This is a genomic window from Streptomyces sp. AM8-1-1, assembly GCF_032229325.1.
Lineage (GTDB): Bacteria > Actinomycetota > Actinomycetes > Streptomycetales > Streptomycetaceae > Streptomyces > Streptomyces achmelvichensis.
In genome coordinates this window covers 6,764,990-6,779,806 of record NZ_CP135086.1, presented here as the reverse complement: position 1 = coordinate 6,779,806, position 14,817 = coordinate 6,764,990, and the positions used below count along the sequence as shown (strand labels likewise).

Annotated in this window: 16 protein-coding genes; 6 read left to right on the top strand and 10 right to left on the bottom strand. The window is 70.7% G+C overall.

The window, feature by feature from the left end; all coding sequences use genetic code 11:
* Positions 1-7 precede the first annotated feature (7 nt).
* On the top strand, positions 8-874 hold the full coding sequence (locus RPQ07_RS30270; protein ID WP_413777853.1) for an FMN-binding protein: 867 nt from the start codon (positions 8-10) through the stop codon (positions 872-874).
* Positions 874-1,644 (top strand): FAD:protein FMN transferase, encoded by a 771-nt coding sequence (locus tag RPQ07_RS30265; RefSeq protein ID WP_313947392.1) that lies wholly within the window; start codon positions 874-876, stop codon positions 1,642-1,644. The genes RPQ07_RS30270 and RPQ07_RS30265 overlap by 1 nt, the downstream gene beginning before the upstream one ends.
* 19 nt (positions 1,645-1,663) lie before the next feature.
* Here the strand turns inward: RPQ07_RS30265 and RPQ07_RS30260 are convergent, their stop codons facing one another.
* The 6 genes from RPQ07_RS30260 to RPQ07_RS30235 form a co-directional block, all read right to left on the bottom strand.
* A complete protein-coding gene (locus RPQ07_RS30260; protein ID WP_313947391.1) occupies positions 1,664-2,200 on the bottom strand; it encodes an arginine repressor in 537 nt (178 codons plus the stop codon).
* Positions 2,201-2,207: 7 nt separating this feature from the next.
* Positions 2,208-3,416, bottom strand: a complete 1,209-nt coding sequence (locus tag RPQ07_RS30255; protein WP_313947390.1) for an acetylornithine transaminase — start codon at positions 3,414-3,416, stop codon at positions 2,208-2,210.
* Positions 3,413-4,312 (bottom strand): acetylglutamate kinase, encoded by a 900-nt coding sequence (gene argB / locus RPQ07_RS30250; protein WP_313947389.1) that lies wholly within the window; start codon positions 4,310-4,312, stop codon positions 3,413-3,415. The genes RPQ07_RS30255 and argB overlap by 4 nt, the downstream gene beginning before the upstream one ends.
* On the bottom strand, positions 4,309-5,460 hold the full coding sequence (argJ, locus tag RPQ07_RS30245) for a bifunctional glutamate N-acetyltransferase/amino-acid acetyltransferase ArgJ (RefSeq protein ID WP_313947388.1): 1,152 nt from the start codon (positions 5,458-5,460) through the stop codon (positions 4,309-4,311). Before argJ ends, argB begins: the two co-directional genes overlap by 4 nt.
* An 88-nt stretch (positions 5,461-5,548) precedes the next feature.
* Positions 5,549-6,577 carry an N-acetyl-gamma-glutamyl-phosphate reductase gene (argC, locus tag RPQ07_RS30240; RefSeq protein WP_313947387.1) on the bottom strand — a complete coding sequence of 343 codons (1,029 nt, stop codon included), beginning with the start codon at positions 6,575-6,577 and terminating at the stop codon, positions 5,549-5,551.
* A gap of 80 nt (positions 6,578-6,657) precedes the next feature.
* On the bottom strand, positions 6,658-7,149 hold the full coding sequence (locus RPQ07_RS30235; RefSeq protein ID WP_313947386.1) for an RrF2 family transcriptional regulator: 492 nt from the start codon (positions 7,147-7,149) through the stop codon (positions 6,658-6,660).
* Positions 7,150-7,252: 103 nt separating this feature from the next.
* Between RPQ07_RS30235 and RPQ07_RS30230 the strand changes: the two genes are divergently transcribed.
* On the top strand, positions 7,253-8,002 hold the full coding sequence (locus RPQ07_RS30230; RefSeq protein WP_313947385.1) for an SDR family oxidoreductase: 750 nt from the start codon (positions 7,253-7,255) through the stop codon (positions 8,000-8,002).
* A 21-nt stretch (positions 8,003-8,023) separates the two neighbouring features.
* Here the strand turns inward: RPQ07_RS30230 and RPQ07_RS30225 are convergent, their stop codons facing one another.
* Positions 8,024-8,428 (bottom strand): DUF5997 family protein, encoded by a 405-nt coding sequence (locus RPQ07_RS30225; protein WP_313947384.1) that lies wholly within the window; start codon positions 8,426-8,428, stop codon positions 8,024-8,026.
* Positions 8,429-8,486: 58 nt separating this feature from the next.
* Here RPQ07_RS30225 and RPQ07_RS30220 point away from each other — a divergent pair, with 58 nt between their 5' ends.
* Positions 8,487-9,281: a LysR substrate-binding domain-containing protein gene (locus tag RPQ07_RS30220; protein ID WP_313947383.1), complete on the top strand. Its 795-nt coding sequence runs from the start codon at positions 8,487-8,489 to the stop codon at positions 9,279-9,281.
* A gap of 39 nt (positions 9,282-9,320) precedes the next feature.
* On the opposite strand, the gene RPQ07_RS30215 is transcribed toward RPQ07_RS30220, so the two are convergent.
* Complete coding sequence (locus tag RPQ07_RS30215) at positions 9,321-9,692, bottom strand: hypothetical protein (RefSeq protein ID WP_313947382.1); 372 nt, start codon at positions 9,690-9,692, stop codon at positions 9,321-9,323.
* Entirely contained in the window at positions 9,689-11,467 is a 1,779-nt protein-coding gene (ctaD, locus tag RPQ07_RS30210) for a cytochrome c oxidase subunit I (protein ID WP_313947381.1), read from the bottom strand. Before ctaD ends, RPQ07_RS30215 begins: the two co-directional genes overlap by 4 nt.
* 445 nt (positions 11,468-11,912) lie before the next feature.
* On the opposite strand from ctaD, the gene RPQ07_RS30205 reads away from it, so the two are divergent.
* Positions 11,913-12,956: an alpha/beta hydrolase gene (locus RPQ07_RS30205; RefSeq protein WP_313947380.1), complete on the top strand. Its 1,044-nt coding sequence runs from the start codon at positions 11,913-11,915 to the stop codon at positions 12,954-12,956.
* A 124-nt stretch (positions 12,957-13,080) separates the two neighbouring features.
* Complete coding sequence (locus RPQ07_RS30200) at positions 13,081-13,536, top strand: carboxymuconolactone decarboxylase family protein (RefSeq protein WP_313947378.1); 456 nt, start codon at positions 13,081-13,083, stop codon at positions 13,534-13,536.
* On the opposite strand, the gene RPQ07_RS30195 is transcribed toward RPQ07_RS30200, so the two are convergent.
* Positions 13,496-14,794 carry an MFS transporter gene (locus tag RPQ07_RS30195; RefSeq protein WP_313947377.1) on the bottom strand — a complete coding sequence of 433 codons (1,299 nt, stop codon included), beginning with the start codon at positions 14,792-14,794 and terminating at the stop codon, positions 13,496-13,498. The two genes, RPQ07_RS30200 and RPQ07_RS30195, sit on opposite strands and share 41 nt — an antisense overlap.
* Positions 14,795-14,817 lie beyond the last annotated feature (23 nt).

Genomic DNA, 14,817 nt, shown 5'->3' with positions numbered 1-14,817 from the left:
CCGGGTCATGATCGGCATCGCCGCCACGGCGTCCGGCGTCGTGCTGCTGCTGGCGCTCAAGCAGCCGGGCACCACGGTCGCCGAGGCGTCCGCCGGTTCCCAGGTTCCGCCGGGCGGTTCGGCATCGGCCGCCGGTGGACAGACGGTGCTCGGGGACGCCGCCGGTACGCAGTACGGCGACGTCCAGGTCCAGCTGACCCTCAGCGGCGGCAGAATCACCGGCGCACAGGCGGTGAAGGCGCCCGACGCCGACGCCAACAGCCGCCAGATCGCCGCCAGCGCCATCCCCAAGCTCAACCAGGCGGTGATGGCGGCCCAGAGCGCCGACATCGACGCGGTATCCGGCGCCAGCTACACCAGCAAGGGCTACATCACGTCACTCCAGAGCGCGCTGGACAAGGCCGGGGCGGCCGCCCCGGGCGCGGGGGCCTCGGGCGGTACGGGAAGCGGCGAGGCGGCGGCACCGCCGCCCGCGGCGGACCCGGGAGCCGGCGCTGACACGGGAGCCGGCGCGGATCCCGGCGCGGGAGCGGATTCCGGCTCCGGCGCAGGTGGGGATTCCGGCTCCGGCGCAGGTGCGGGAGCCGGCGACGCGGCGCCGAAGACCGTGCTCGGCGACGTGGCCGACACACAGTACGGCCCGGTGCAGGTCAAGATCACGGTCAGCGGCGGCAGGATCACCGCGGCGGACGCGGTGAAGGCACCGGACAGCGACGCCAACAGCCGCCAGATCGCCGCCAATGCCGTACCCAAGCTCAACCAGGCCGCGGTCACGGCGCAGAGCGCCGGCATCGACGCCGTATCCGGCGCCAGCTACACCAGCAAGGGCTACATCACGTCCCTTCAGAGCGCCATCGACAAGGCGGGCCTGTGATGTCCGGCGGGACGCGGCTGCGCCACGTCGAGCACTCGATGGGCACGGTCTTCTCGTTCGACATCCGGATGGCCGCCGCCGACTCCCCGCGGGTGCGTGCCGGGCTCGCGGCCGCCGTCGCCGGTCTGCACCGCGTCGACGAGATCTTCTCGACGTACCGCGAGGACAGCCAGATCAGCCGGCTGGCCCGGCACGAGATCACGCTCGACGACTGCGTCACCGAGGTCGCCGAGGTCTTCCGGCTGTGCGAGGAGGCCGAGCGCGAGAGCGACGGCTGGTTCACCGCCCGCTACGCCGGCGGCGTCGATCCGACCGGCGTGGTCAAGGGCTGGGCCGTGGAGTGCGCCGTCCGCATGCTCGCCTCCTCCGGCGCGGACGCGGTCTGCCTCAACGGCGGCGGTGACATCCAACTGCACGGGGGCCCCTGGCGGGTGGGGGTGTCGGACCCGCTGCACCCCGGTGAGCTCGTCACCGTGATCGAGGCCGACGACGGTCTGGCCGTCGCCACCTCGGGCCCGGCCGAGCGCGGCTGCCACATCCTCGACCCGCACACCCGCCGGCCCCCGGCCGACGGCATCGCCTCGATGACGGTCGTCTGCCCGGGGCTGACGGAGGCGGACGCCCGGGCGACCGCCGCGTACGCGATGGGCGACCGGGCCCGCGGCTGGCTGGAGGACCTCGCCGGCACCGAGGCCTTCGCGGTCCTCGCCGACGGCAGCACCTGGCAGACCAGCGGATTCGCCCGCCACTGCGCGCAGTTGCCCGCCTGACGGCCCGATCGGGCCCCCGTCAGCGGTCGTTCTGGGCCAGGCGCAGCAGATGGTCGGCGAGCGCCTGGCCGCCGAGCGGGTCGCGGCTGATCAGCAGCAGGGTGTCGTCACCCGCGATCGTGCCGAGGATGTCGCGCAGTTCGGCCTGGTCGATGGCCGAGGCGAGGAACTGGGCCGCCCCGGGGGGTGTGCGCAGGACGACGAGATTGGCCGACGCCTCCGCGGAGATGAGCAGTTCACCGGAGAGGCGGCGCATCCGCTCCTCCTTCGCCGACTCCCCCAGCGGCACGTGCGGGGTGCGGAAGCCGCCCTCGCTGGGTACCGCGTAGATCAACTCACCGCCGGTGTTGCGGATCTTCACGGCGCCGAGCTCGTCGAGATCCCGGGAGAGCGTCGCCTGGGTGACGCTCAGCCCGTTGTCGGCGAGGAGCTTGGCCAGCTGGCTCTGCGAGCGCACCGGCTGCCGGTTGAGGATGTCCACGATCCGGCGGTGGCGGGCCGTACGGGTCTGCGGCACGGCCGGCCCGCCGTGCTCGGTGTCCTGCGCATCGCTCATCGTCGTCTCATTCTCCGGATCGTCCTTCCCCGCCTGCCGCGTCGAGAACACCGGGCAGTGCCCGGATGAACGCGTCCACATCGGCCTCGCCGATGGTCAGGGGCGGCATCAGCCGTACGACATCGGGGGCCGGGGCGTTCACCAGGAAACCGGCGCTCTGAGCCGCCTGCTGCACCTGGGGCGCGAGGGGCTCGTTGAGCACGATACCCAGCAACAGGCCCGCACCACGGACATGGGAGATCAGAGGATGGCCCGGCCGGTCCGCGGAGCCCTCGATTCCGTCGCGGATCCTCTCGCCGAGGCGCTTGACCTCGTCGAGGACTCCGTCGGCCGCCAGTGTGTTCAGGACGGCGAGGCCCGCGGCGCAGGACACCGGGTTCCCGCCGAAGGTCGTGCCGTGGTGACCGGGCTTGAGCAGGTCCGCGGCCTCACCGAAGACCACGGTCGCACCGAGCGGCAGACCTCCGCCGAGCCCCTTGGCGAGGGTGACGATGTCCGGCTCGACCCCCTGGTGGGCCTGGTGTTCGAACCAGTGGCCGGTGCGGCCGATGCCGGTCTGGACCTCGTCGAGGACGAGGAGCGTGCCGGTGGCCCGGGTGATCTCCCGGGCGGCCTCCAGATATCCCTTGGGCGGTACGACCACGCCGTTCTCGCCCTGGATCGGCTCGATGACGACGAGTGCGGTCTCCTGGGTGACGGCGGCCCGCAGCGCGTCCGCGTCGCCGTACGGGACGTGGGTGACATCGCCCGGGAGCGGCAGGAACGGCTCCCTCTTGCCCGGCTGGCCGGTGAGGGCGAGGGAGCCCATCGTCCGGCCGTGGAAGCCGCCGTCGGTGGCCACCATGTGCTGACGGCCCGTCAGGCGACCGATCTTGAAAGCGGCTTCGTTGGCCTCGGCGCCGGAGTTGCAGAAGAAGACGCGTCCGGGACGCCCGAAGAGCTGGATGAGGCGTTCGGCGAGCGCCAGCGGCGGCTCGGCGGTGTAGAGGTTGGAGACATGGCCGAGGGAGGAGATCTGCCGGGTCACGGCCTCCACGACGGCGGGGTGCGCGTGGCCGAGCGCGTTGACGGCGATGCCGCCGACGAAGTCGGTGTACGCCGTGCCGTCGGCGTCCCAGACCGTGGCGCCCTCTCCGCGGACCAGCGACAGCTGGGGCGTGCCGTAGTTGTCGGTCATCACGTCCCGCCACCGCTGGGCGAGTTCCTGGTTGGTCATGGTTCCCCCTGTCCGTCGGGCACGACCATCGTGCCGATGCCCGAGTCGGTGAAGATCTCCAGCAGGATCGAGTGCGGCACCCGGCCGTCGATGACGCGGGCGGTGTTGACACCGTTGCGAACGGCGAACAGGCAGCCCTCCATCTTGGGGACCATGCCGCTCGCGAGCTCCGGCAGCAGCTTCTCCAGCTGACCGGCGGTGAGTCTGCTGATCACCTCGTCGCTGTTGGGCCAGTCCTCGTAAAGACCCTCGACGTCGGTGAGGACCATCAGCGTTTCGGCACCCAGCGCCGCAGCGAGTGCCGCAGCCGCCGTATCAGCATTGACGTTGTAGACATGTCCGTCGTCCTGTGAGCGGGCGATCGAGGAGACGACCGGGATCCGGCCGTCGGCGAGGAGTGCCTCGATCGCGCCGGTGTCGATCGCGGTGATCTCGCCGACGCGTCCGATGTCGACCAGTTCGCCGTCGATCGTGGGCCGGTGCTTGGTGGCGGTGATGGTGTGGGCATCCTCGCCGGTGAGGCCGACGGCGAGCGGACCGTGCTGGTTCAGCAGGCCGACGAGCTCGCGCTGGACCTGGCCGGACAGGACCATCCGTACGACGTCCATCGCCTCCGGCGTGGTGACCCGCAGACCCGCCTTGAACTCGCTGACCAGCCCGTGCCGGTCGAGCTGGGCGTTGATCTGGGGGCCGCCGCCGTGCACGACGACCGGTTTGAGGCCGGCCTGTCGCAGAAAGACGACGTCCTGGGCGAAGGCTGCCTTGAGGTCCTCGTCGACCATCGCGTTGCCGCCGAACTTCACGACGACGATCTTGCCGTTGTGCCGGGTCAGCCAGGGCAGGGCCTCGATGAGGATCTGCGCCTTCGGCAGCGCGGTGTGCTTGCGGGTGCTCATGACGAGTACGCGCTGTTCTCGTGGACGTAGTCGGCCGTCAGGTCGTTGGCCCAGATGACGGCGGACTCGGAGCCGGCTGAGAGGTCGGCGGTGATCCGCACCTCGCGGTAGCGCATGTCGACGAGGTCGCGGTCCTCGCCGACTCCGCCGTTCTTGCAGACCCACACGCCGTTGATGGCGACGTTCAGCCGGTCGGGCTCGAACGCGGCGCGGGTGGTGCCGATCGCCGAGAGCACCCGGCCCCAGTTCGGGTCCTCGCCGTGGATGGCGCACTTGAGAAGGTTGTTGCGGGCGATGGACCGCCCGACCTCGACGGCGTCGTCCTCGGTGGCGGCACCGGTGACCTCGATACGGATGTCCTTGGAGGCGCCCTCGGCGTCACCGATGAGCTGACGGGCCAGGTCGCCGCAGACCGTGCGCACTCCCTCGGCGAACGCGTCGTACTCCGGCGCCGTCCCGGACGCGCCGGATGCCAGCAGCAGCACGGTGTCGTTGGTGGACATGCAGCCGTCGGAGTCGATCCGGTCGAAGGTGAGCCGGGTCGCGTCCCGCAGTGCCGTGTCGAGCGTGGAGCTGTCGAGGTCGGCGTCGGTGGTGAGCACCACGAGCATGGTGGCGAGCCCCGGCGCGAGCATGCCCGCGCCCTTCGCCATCCCGCCGACGCTCCAGCCCTCGCCCTCGTACACGGCGGTCTTGTGCACGGTGTCGGTCGTCTTGATCGCGATGGCCGCCTTCTCGCCACCGTGCTCACCGAGCTGCGCCGCGGCCTTCTCGATGCCCGGGAGGAGCTTGTCCATCGGCAGCAGCACACCGATGAGGCCGGTGGAGGCCACCGCGACCTCGCCGGCGCTGTGGCCGAGGACGTCGGCCGCCTTCTCCGCGGTGGCGTGGGTGTCCTGGAAACCCTGCGGGCCCGTACAGGCGTTGGCGCCGCCGGAGTTGAGAACCACCGCGGTCACCTCACCACCCTTGAGGACCTGCTCGGACCACAGGACGGGCGCGGCCTTGACGCGGTTGGAGGTGAAGACGCCCGCGGCGGCGCGACGCGGCCCGTTGTTGACCACCAGGGCCAGGTCCGGGTTGCCGCTCTCCTTGATCCCGGCCGCGATGCCCGCCGCCGTGAATCCCTTCGCTGCCGTGACGCTCACTGCTTCTCCTCGTTCGCTTCTCCGCCCGTGCGGCACGCGGACGCGGCTGCCGGGTCGCTCTGCAGCCGGCCGGCTGCGTGTCTGCCGCTCACGGAGCGACTCCCGTCAGGGAAAGACCGGTGTCCTCGGGAAGCCCGAGGGCGATGTTCATGCTCTGCACCGCACCGCCGGCGGTGCCCTTGGTGAGGTTGTCGATGGCGCTGATCGCGATGAGACGGCCGGCGGCCTCGTCGTACGCAACCTGGATCTGGACGGCGTTGGAGCCGTACACCGACGCGGTGGCGGGCCACTGCCCCTCGGGAAGGAGGTGGACGAACGGCTCGTCCGCCAGGGCCTTCTCGTAGGCGGCCCGTACGTCATGGGCCGTGGTGCCCGGCTTCGCCTTGGCGGAGCAGGTGGCGAGAATGCCGCGGGGCATCGGCGCCAGGGTCGGGGTGAAGGAGACGGTGACCGGCTCGCCCGCGGCGGCGCTGAGATTCTGGATCATCTCGGGCGTGTGCCGGTGTCCGCCGCCGACGCCGTACGGGCTCATCGAGCCCATCACCTCGGAGCCCAGCAGATGCGCCTTGGGCGACTTGCCGGCACCGGAGGTCCCGGACGCCGCGGTGATCACGGCCTCGGGCTCGGCGAGTCCCGCTGCGTACGCGGGGAACAGCGCGAGCGACACAGCGGTGGGATAGCACCCGGGCACCGCGATCCGCCGGGCACCGGCCAGCAGGGTGCGCGCCCCCGGCAGCTCGGGAAGTCCGTAGGGCCAGGTCCCCGCGTGCGGTGAGCCGTAGAACTTCTCCCAGTCGGCGGCGTCCACGAGCCGGAAGTCGGCGCCCATGTCGACGACGAGAACGTCGTCCCCGAGCTGCTCGGCGACCTCGGCGGACTGCCCGTGCGGGAGGGCGAGGAAGACGACGTCGTGCCCGGCCAGCACATCGGCGGTGGTGGGCTCGAGGACCCGCCCGGCGAGGGGCAGCAGGTGAGGCTGGAGTCCGCCGAGCCTTTGACCTGCGTTGGAGTGCCCGGTGAGCGCCCCGATCTCGACGTCCGGGTGGCCGAGAAGGAGACGCAGCAGTTCCCCGCCCGCGTATCCACTCGCTCCGGCCACTGCTGCGCGTACTGCCATCGGGTCCTCCTCGTCGATGGCATGACTATACGTATCACCGCAGCTTTATGCAAAGGATTCTGGTGATCAGCCGCTGCCCCTCAGCCGTCGGCACCCCTGTCCGCGTTGAGCCACGCACCGATCGTCGGCAGCGCTTCGGGTCCGCTGTCCCGCTCGACCGACCCCGCGAGGTCGGCCACCGAGACGCTCGCCAGCGACGCTCGCCAAGCAGCGTCCGCCGCACCCATCGCGCGGGCGATGGGACACGCCTTCGCGCACTCCTCCGGCGGCGTCCCGAACGGCCCCCGCTGACGGATCTCCGTGCACACGAACGCCGGGTTCGCCCCGTCGACCGCCTGCACCACGTCCAGGAGCGTGATCTCACCGGCGGCCCTGGTCAGTACGTATCCACCCGTCTTGCCCTGCACGGACTTCACCAGACCCGCCCGGGACAGGGCCTGCATCTGCTTCGCCAGATAGCTGGGCGAGACGTCGTGCAGCTCCGCCAGACGCGCCGCCGGGACCGGCTCGGTCGCCGCGGTCAGCACCACGCAGCAGTGCAGCGCCCACTCCACGCCGCCGGACAGTTTCATGCACCCTCCAGTTGACTCGGACAAAGACTATCCGAGTAGTATCCCGGACATCAGTTATCCGAGTTTGCGCACACAGCGAACCTGTTCACGGAAGGACACCATCATGAAGATCACCGTCATCGGAGCCACCGGGCTGATCGGCTCGCAGCTCATCTCCAGGCTCTGCGACGCCGGACACGAGGTGACCCCCGCGTCCCTGTCGACCGGCGTCGACCTGCTCACCGGCGAGGGGCTCGACCAGGCGCTCGCGGGGGCTGACACGGTCGTCAACGTGACGAACTCGCCCACGTTCGACGAAGCCTCACCGGACTTCTTCCGCACCACCATGGGGAATCTGCTGGCCGCCGGCGAGCGCGCGGGCGTCGGTCACCAGGTGATCCTGTCCATCGTGGGCGTCGACCTGGTGCCGCAGCTGGACTACTACCGCGCGAAGACGCTCCAGGAGGAGCTGCTCCGGAAGGGGCCCACGGCGTACTCGATCGTGCGCGCGACCCAGTTCTTCGAGTTCATGAACGCGGTCATGTCGTGGACCTCCGACGACCGGACGGTCCGGCTGCCGTCCACCCGTATCCAGCCCATCGCGGCGGCCGACGTCGTCGACGCCCTCGCCGACGTCGCCACGGCCCCGCCGCTGGGCGGCTCGGTCGATGTCGCGGGTCCGGATGTCTTCACCCTCGACGAGCTCGGCCGCCTCACGCTCGCCGACCGGCAGGACGACCGCACCGTCGTCACCGACGAGCAGGCGGGCATGTTCTCCGCCACCGACGACGGCGTTCTTGTCCCGGGGCCCGGCGCCCGCCTGGCCGCAACCCACTACAAGGACTGGCTCAGCACCTCTCGCCCGTCCGTCTGACCGGCGATCGCCCGGAGAAGGTCAGGGACGCGGACCGCGAGGCTGCTCGGCTCGCTCCGCGTTCTTCTCCTTGATGCGCACCGCTTCCTTGCGGACCTCGGCCTGAGTGGCACGTTCCTTCTGGAGCCACTCGGGAAGGTCCTCCTTCAGCGCGTCGATCTGCTCCGTGGTGAGCGCGTCGGTCACTCCGCCCCGGGCGAGGCCCGCGATGGAGATGCCGAGCTTGGCCGCGACCACCGGCCGGGGGTGCGGGCCATTGCGCCGCAGCTCCTGCAGCCACTCGGGCGGGTCTGCCTGGAGGGCGTTCAGCTCGGTGCGCGAGACGACACCCTCCTGGAACTCGGTGGGGGTGGCCTCGAGGTACACACCCAGCTTCTTCGCCGCGGTCGCGGGCTTCATCGTCTGGGTGGTCTGGTGCGACGTCATGGTGACCAGGGTATCGAGCGTGTGCGCCCCCTCCGACCACGACCGGTAGCCTGGCCCGGTGACAGGCTCGGAAGCATCCCCTTCGTTCCGGCTGGCGTATGTCCCGGGAGTGACGCCCACGAAGTGGGTGCGGATCTGGAACGAGCGACTGCCCGACGTCCCCCTGACTCTCGTCGCGGTCTCCCCCGCCGAGGCCTTCGACGTGTTGCGCGGCGGCGTCGCCGACGCCGGGTTCGTGCGGCTGCCGGTCGACGGAGCGGACCTCAGCGCGATCCCCCTCTACACCGAGACGACCGTGGTCGTGGTCCCGAAGGACCACGTCGTGGCAGCGGTCGACGAGGTGTCCTCCGAGGATCTGGCCGACGAGATCGTGCTGCACCCCCTCGACGACACCCTCGACTGGGAGCAGCCGCCCGGCCGGCCCGCCTACGAGCGGCCCGCGACGACGGCGGACGCCATCGAGCTGGTGGCGGCCGGGGTGGGGCTGCTCGTCGTGCCGCAGTCACTGGCCCGTCTGCACCACCGCAAGGACCTCACGTACCGGCCGGTGTCCGGCACCCCCGAGTCGCGCATCGCGCTGTCGTGGCCGGAGGACCGGACCACCGATCTGGTGGAGGACTTCATCGGGATCGTCCGCGGGCGGACGGTCAACAGTTCCCGCGGTCGTACTCGGACACCGGCGGAGCCGAAGAAGCGCGCCGAGGCGGGAGACGCACGACGCAAGCCCGCGGCCAGGTCGGGCGGCGGCAGATCAGGCGGTACGTCGACGGGCAAGGGCCCGCGGAGCGGTTCCGGCGGCGCCAAGGGCGGGTCGAAGGGCGGCAAGCGCGGAAAGCCGCGCCGCCGTTCCTAGCCCGACTCCCCGACCCTCCTCGCCACTACCGCGAACTCCTCAGCCACGGACGGTCAGCAGCACCACGCACAGCCACAGAACCGCGAGGCCGGTGAGCGCGGCGACCACCCGGCACAGCAGACGCTGCCGCAGCGCGTCGTACCGCTCGCTGTACTCCGTGCGGAGCTCACCGGCGCGCGCCGTGACCGCTTCCAGCGCCTTCCGGGACACCGCGATGTGTTCCTCGGCGTACAGGCGCACGACCTCGTCGTACTGGGCGGTGGTCAGCCACGGCATACGTCCGGCGAACATCTCGGCCGACACCGCGGCTTCCCGCAGCCGGCTCTGGGCCAGCAGATAGCCCTCCACCTGCGAGATGCCGGCATCGATGTCGAGCGACGGCTGCTGCTGCCGCGACGGCCCGCCGGTCACGACCGGCCCTTGTCGTTCCCGTCGTCGTCACCCAGCGGCGACGCCACGCCCTCCCCGGGCTCGATGACATCCCGGCGGCCCTCGGCGTGTGCGGGATCGAGACTGGCGACTTCGGGGTGATGGAGGTCGAAGGCCGGTGATTCCGAGCGGATCCGCGGCAGGGTGATGAAGTTGTGCCGGGGCGGCGGGCAGGACGTGGCCCATTCGAGCGAGCGACCGAAGCCCCACGGGTCGTCGACCACGACCTTCTTGCCGTACTTGGAGGTCTTCCAGACGTTGTAGAGGAAGGGAAGGATCGACAGGCCCAGGACGAACGAGCTGATCGTGGAGATGGTGTTCAACCCGGTGAAGCCGTCGACGGCGAGATAGTCCGCGTACCGCCGCGGCATCCCCTCCGCTCCCAGCCAGTGCTGGACCAGGAACGTGCCGTGGAAGCCGAGGAACAACGTCCAGAAGGTCATCTTGCCGAGCCGCTCGTCCAGCATCTTGCCGGTGAACTTCGGCCACCAGAAGTGGAAGCCGGCGAACATCGCGAACACCACGGTGCCGAACACGACGTAGTGGAAGTGCGCGACGACGAAGTACGAGTCGGAGACGTGGAAGTCCATCGGCGGCGAGGCCAGGATGACGCCCGTCAGACCACCGAACAGGAAGGTCACGAGGAAGCCGATGGTCCACAGCATCGGTGTCTCGAAGGACAGTGAGCCCTTCCACATCGTGCCGATCCAGTTGAAGAACTTCACACCGGTGGGCACCGCGATCAGGAAAGTCATGAACGCGAAGAACGGTAGGAGTACCCCGCCTGTCACATACATGTGGTGCGCCCAGACCGTCACCGACAGACCCGCGATCGCGATCGTCGCACCCACGAGGCCGATGTAGCCGAAGATCGGCTTGCGGCTGAAGACCGGAATGATCTCCGTCACGATGCCGAAGAACGGCAGCGCGATGATGTACACCTCCGGATGGCCGAAGAACCAGAAGAGGTGTTGCCACAGCAGTGCTCCGCCGTTGGACGAATCGAAGATGTGGGCGCCGAACTTGCGGTCCGCCTCCAGTGCGAAGAGCGCGGCGGCGAGAACCGGGAAGGCGAACAGCACGAGGACAGCGGTCAGCAGCACGTTCCAGGTGAAGATCGGCATCCGGAACATCGTCATGCCGGGTGCGCGCATACAGATGATCGTGGTGATGAAGTTGACCGCGCCGAGGATCGTGCCGAAGCCGGAGAAGGCCAGGCCCATGATCCAGAGGTCGGCGCCGATGCCCGGCGAGCGGACCGCGTCCGACAGCGGGGAGTAGGCGAACCAGCCGAAGTCGGCCGCACCGTTCGGCGTGAGGAACCCACCCACCGCGATCGTCGAGCCGAAGAGGTACAGCCAGTACGCGAACATGTTCAGCCGCGGGAACGCCACATCGGGCGCGCCGATCTGCAGCGGCATGATCCAGTTCGTGAAACCGGCGAACAGCGGCGTCGCGAACATCAGCAGCATGATCGTGCCGTGCATCGTGAACGCCTGGTTGAACTGCTCGTTCGACATGATCTGCGTGCCCGGCCGGGCCAGCTCGGCGCGCATGAAGAGCGCCAGCACCCCGCCGATCAGGAAGAAGACGAACGACGTGGTGAGGTAGAGCGTGCCGATCGTCTTGTGGTCGGTCGTGGTCAGCCACGTCACCACCACTCTGCCGGACTGCTTGCGCCGCAGCGGCAGCTCGTCCTCGTACGCGTCGTCGTCCTTGGACAACACTTCGAGCTCAGGCCCGGACCCTGAAGCCACACGAACTCCCACTCAATCGGCAGCCTTCACCATGCACAGACCGCACCCCCTGAGCAGGCCGCAAATTTCCTCAAAGGCGCACGAAGCGCAATCTAGCGGGCTTACGTCCCGCCTACCTCCATGACATCCACGGGCCGGGCAGTGTCCGGGGCCGCGCGGTTGCCTTCCCACCGGGCCGCCGACCCCGCCGACTAGGCCCTGTTGCCCGCGCCGACCCGCTCGGGCACCGGCAACCGTGCCCTGATGGGGGCGGCCAGAGACCACCCGATCGGCGGCACCCACCGGGCTGCCGACGGCGCCCCGCTACCCACTGACGGCGGATGTGCCGCGGGCGTCACCCGGACGGGCGGCCCTCTTCACCCGCTTGCCTCGCGGGCCGCGCCGCGCCGGCCGTACTCGGAAACGCTGATGGTCCCCCAACCCGTAGCGCAGAAGAGGGAACAGCATGACCATGCCTTCCACCGCCGACCTCATACGCCGGCGCTTCCCGCACGTCTCCGCCGCCGTGCTCACCGTGGCGCTCTGCACCGTCGCGGTACCGGCCTGGGCCGACTCGGGCCCTGCCGGGACGACGGGCGGTGACACGGACGCAGGTGCCAGACCCACCGTGGTCCTGGTGCACGGCGCCTTCGCCGACGCCTCCGGCTGGAACGGGGTCATCGAACGTCTCCAGGCGGACGGCTACACGGTCCTCGCCCCGCCCAATCCCCTGCGCGGGCTGACCAGTGACTCCACCTACATCGCCAGTGTCCTGAAGAACATCAAGGGCCCGATCGTGCTCGCCGGCCACTCCTACGGCGGCGCGGTGATCAGCAGCGCGGCCGCCGGCAACCCGAACGTGAAGTCGCTGGTCTACGTCTCCGCCTTCATGCCGGACAAGGGCGAGGTCCTCGGACAGCTGGCCGCCAAGTTCCCGGGCAGCGAGCTGAACCCCGCCCTGAGTCCGACGCCGTTCGAGACGGCGAGCGGCAAGGGCACCGATCTGTACATCCAGCCCGCCAAGTTCCACGACACATTCGCGGCCGACCTCCCGGCGAAGACCACCGCGGTGATGGCGGCGGCCCAACGCCCCATCGCCGCTTCGGCGTTCACGGACAAGGCCCCCGCCGCGGCCTGGCGGACCATTCCGTCATGGGCCCTGGTCGCCAAGCAGGACAAGAGCATCGCCCCCGACCTGGAGCGGTGGGAGGCCGAACGCGCCGGCTCGCACACGGTCGAGATCGACTCCTCCCACGTCGCGATGATCTCCCACCCCGATGCGGTCACCGACCTCATCCGCGACGCGGCCGGCTCCTCGTCGGCGTCGTCTTCCTCGTCTTCCGCGTCGGCCGGGAAGCCCGCGCTGGCCGACACGGGTTCCCGTTCACTGGCTCTCGCGGGGCTCGGTGCCGTGGCCGCCGCGGCCGTGCTCACCGGCGCGGGGCTCGTGCTGGTCACGCGCAAGCGGCGGGACACACCGTCCGACCCGGACGCGTCCACCGCGCGCTGACCTGCGGTGATCCTCTGCGCCCGCAGCCCGTTCTCCGACCACGGAAAGTATCTCTCCCGGACCGGTCACATCCGTACTCCCGGATCCGTCAGTGCGGTGACGACACCTACTGAGGAGAACGACGATGCAGGCACGTATGAAGAACCCGGCCCAGGTCATCCCCTCCGCGATGCCCGCCATGCTCGATCTGCTCGGCGCCGCCAAGCAGGGGGGCGTTCCGCAGACCACGCTCGACCTCGTCCACCAGCGGGCCAGCCAGATCAACGGGTGCAGCTACTGCGTCGTCGGTGGTGCGGCGAGCGCCAAGAAGAACGGCGAGACCGATGAGCGGCTGCACGCCGTGGCGGCCTGGCGGGAGGCGCCGTTCTTCACCGACGACGAGCGGGCGGCGCTGGCGCTGACCGAGGCCGTGACGCGGCTCAGCGACACGTCCGACGCGGTGCCGGACGCGATCTGGGACGCGGCCGCCGATCACTTCGACGAGAAGCAGCTCGCGTCGATCATCCTCATGATCGGCGTGACGAATCTCTTCAACCGGCTCAATGTGACGACTCGTCAGCCTGCCGGAGCGACCTGGTAGCCGGCGGCTGCGGGGCCCGGTCCGTGCCGGACGGCAAGGACCGGGCCCGCCCGGCAGCAGGCCCGGACGTCAGGGACGGACGGGATACGCGGGCGGCGCCGGGCCACCCGGCGAAGGCGGCCCCCGCGAGGAGGTGCACACCCGCCGCCGCGAGCAGCGCGCCGGTGAGCGACCAGGTGGCCAGGGGCCCGGCGAGTGCCGCGCCGACGGCGAAGCCGGTGAGTTTGAGGCTCGCCCCCGTGGTGAAGATCTGCCCGCGCAGCCGCTCGGGCGCCTCTCGGTGGCGTATCGCGAACAGGGCGGTCAGCTGAGGGCCTTCGCCGATGCCCGCCAGGACGACAGCGGTCAGGACGAACGCCGGCCGGCACGTCGCCGCGAGCGCCGGAGCGACGGCCAGGACGACCGTGCTCCCGACGAGGACCGTGTCCGCTCGCAGCCGTTCGGGCCTGCGGGCGAGCAGCGCGTTCGCCGCGAGCGCGGAGAGGGCGAGACCCGACAGCAGGAACGCCCCCTGGCCGGCCCAGCCGAAAGCCCGCTCCCCCAGCAGCGGGGCGCAGGCCACCAGCATTCCCGCACCCGCGCAGGAGATCACCGAGGTCGCCGTGGCGCGCGCCAGCGGCCGGCTCCGGGCGATCACCCGGAAACCGGCGGCGAGGCCGGCGGCCATCGTGGGGGGCGTCGCTGCGCGGTCCGGGCGACGGCCTGCGGGCAGGGCGAGGGCCGCCGGCAGCGCGAGACAGATCAGTACGGCGGACGCCACCACTCCGGGACGTGCGCCGGCCACGTGGGCCACCGCACCGGCCAGGGCCGGCCCGAGCAGGCCCGCGGCGTCGAAGGTCATCGCGTCGAGAGCGTTCGCCCGGGGCAGGCCGTGCGCGGCGACGACCCGCGGCAGCTGGGAGGTCCAGCCTCCGCCGAGGGCAGGGCACAACAGCCCGGCGCCGACCGCGATCAGCACGGTCAGGGCGATGGGCAGCGTGCCGAGGCACAGCGCGACGACGGCGAGGGCTGCGGCGTAGCCGACGAGGGCCGCCGCCAGCAGTCGGCCCGGGCGGGTGGATCTGTCCAGCAGTACGCCGAGCAGCGGGCCGCCCAACGCCGCCGCGATGGTGATGCCCGCCAGGAGCGACGCGGCAGACGCGGCCGACCCCGTGACCGCGAGACCGGCGAGCAGCAGGGCGGGGCCCGCCATCTCGTCGCCCGTCCGCGCCGCCACCGCTCCCGCCGCGTACGTCCACAGTGCGTAACGCTTTCGCATGCGCTGGACGTTACGCAGGTAAC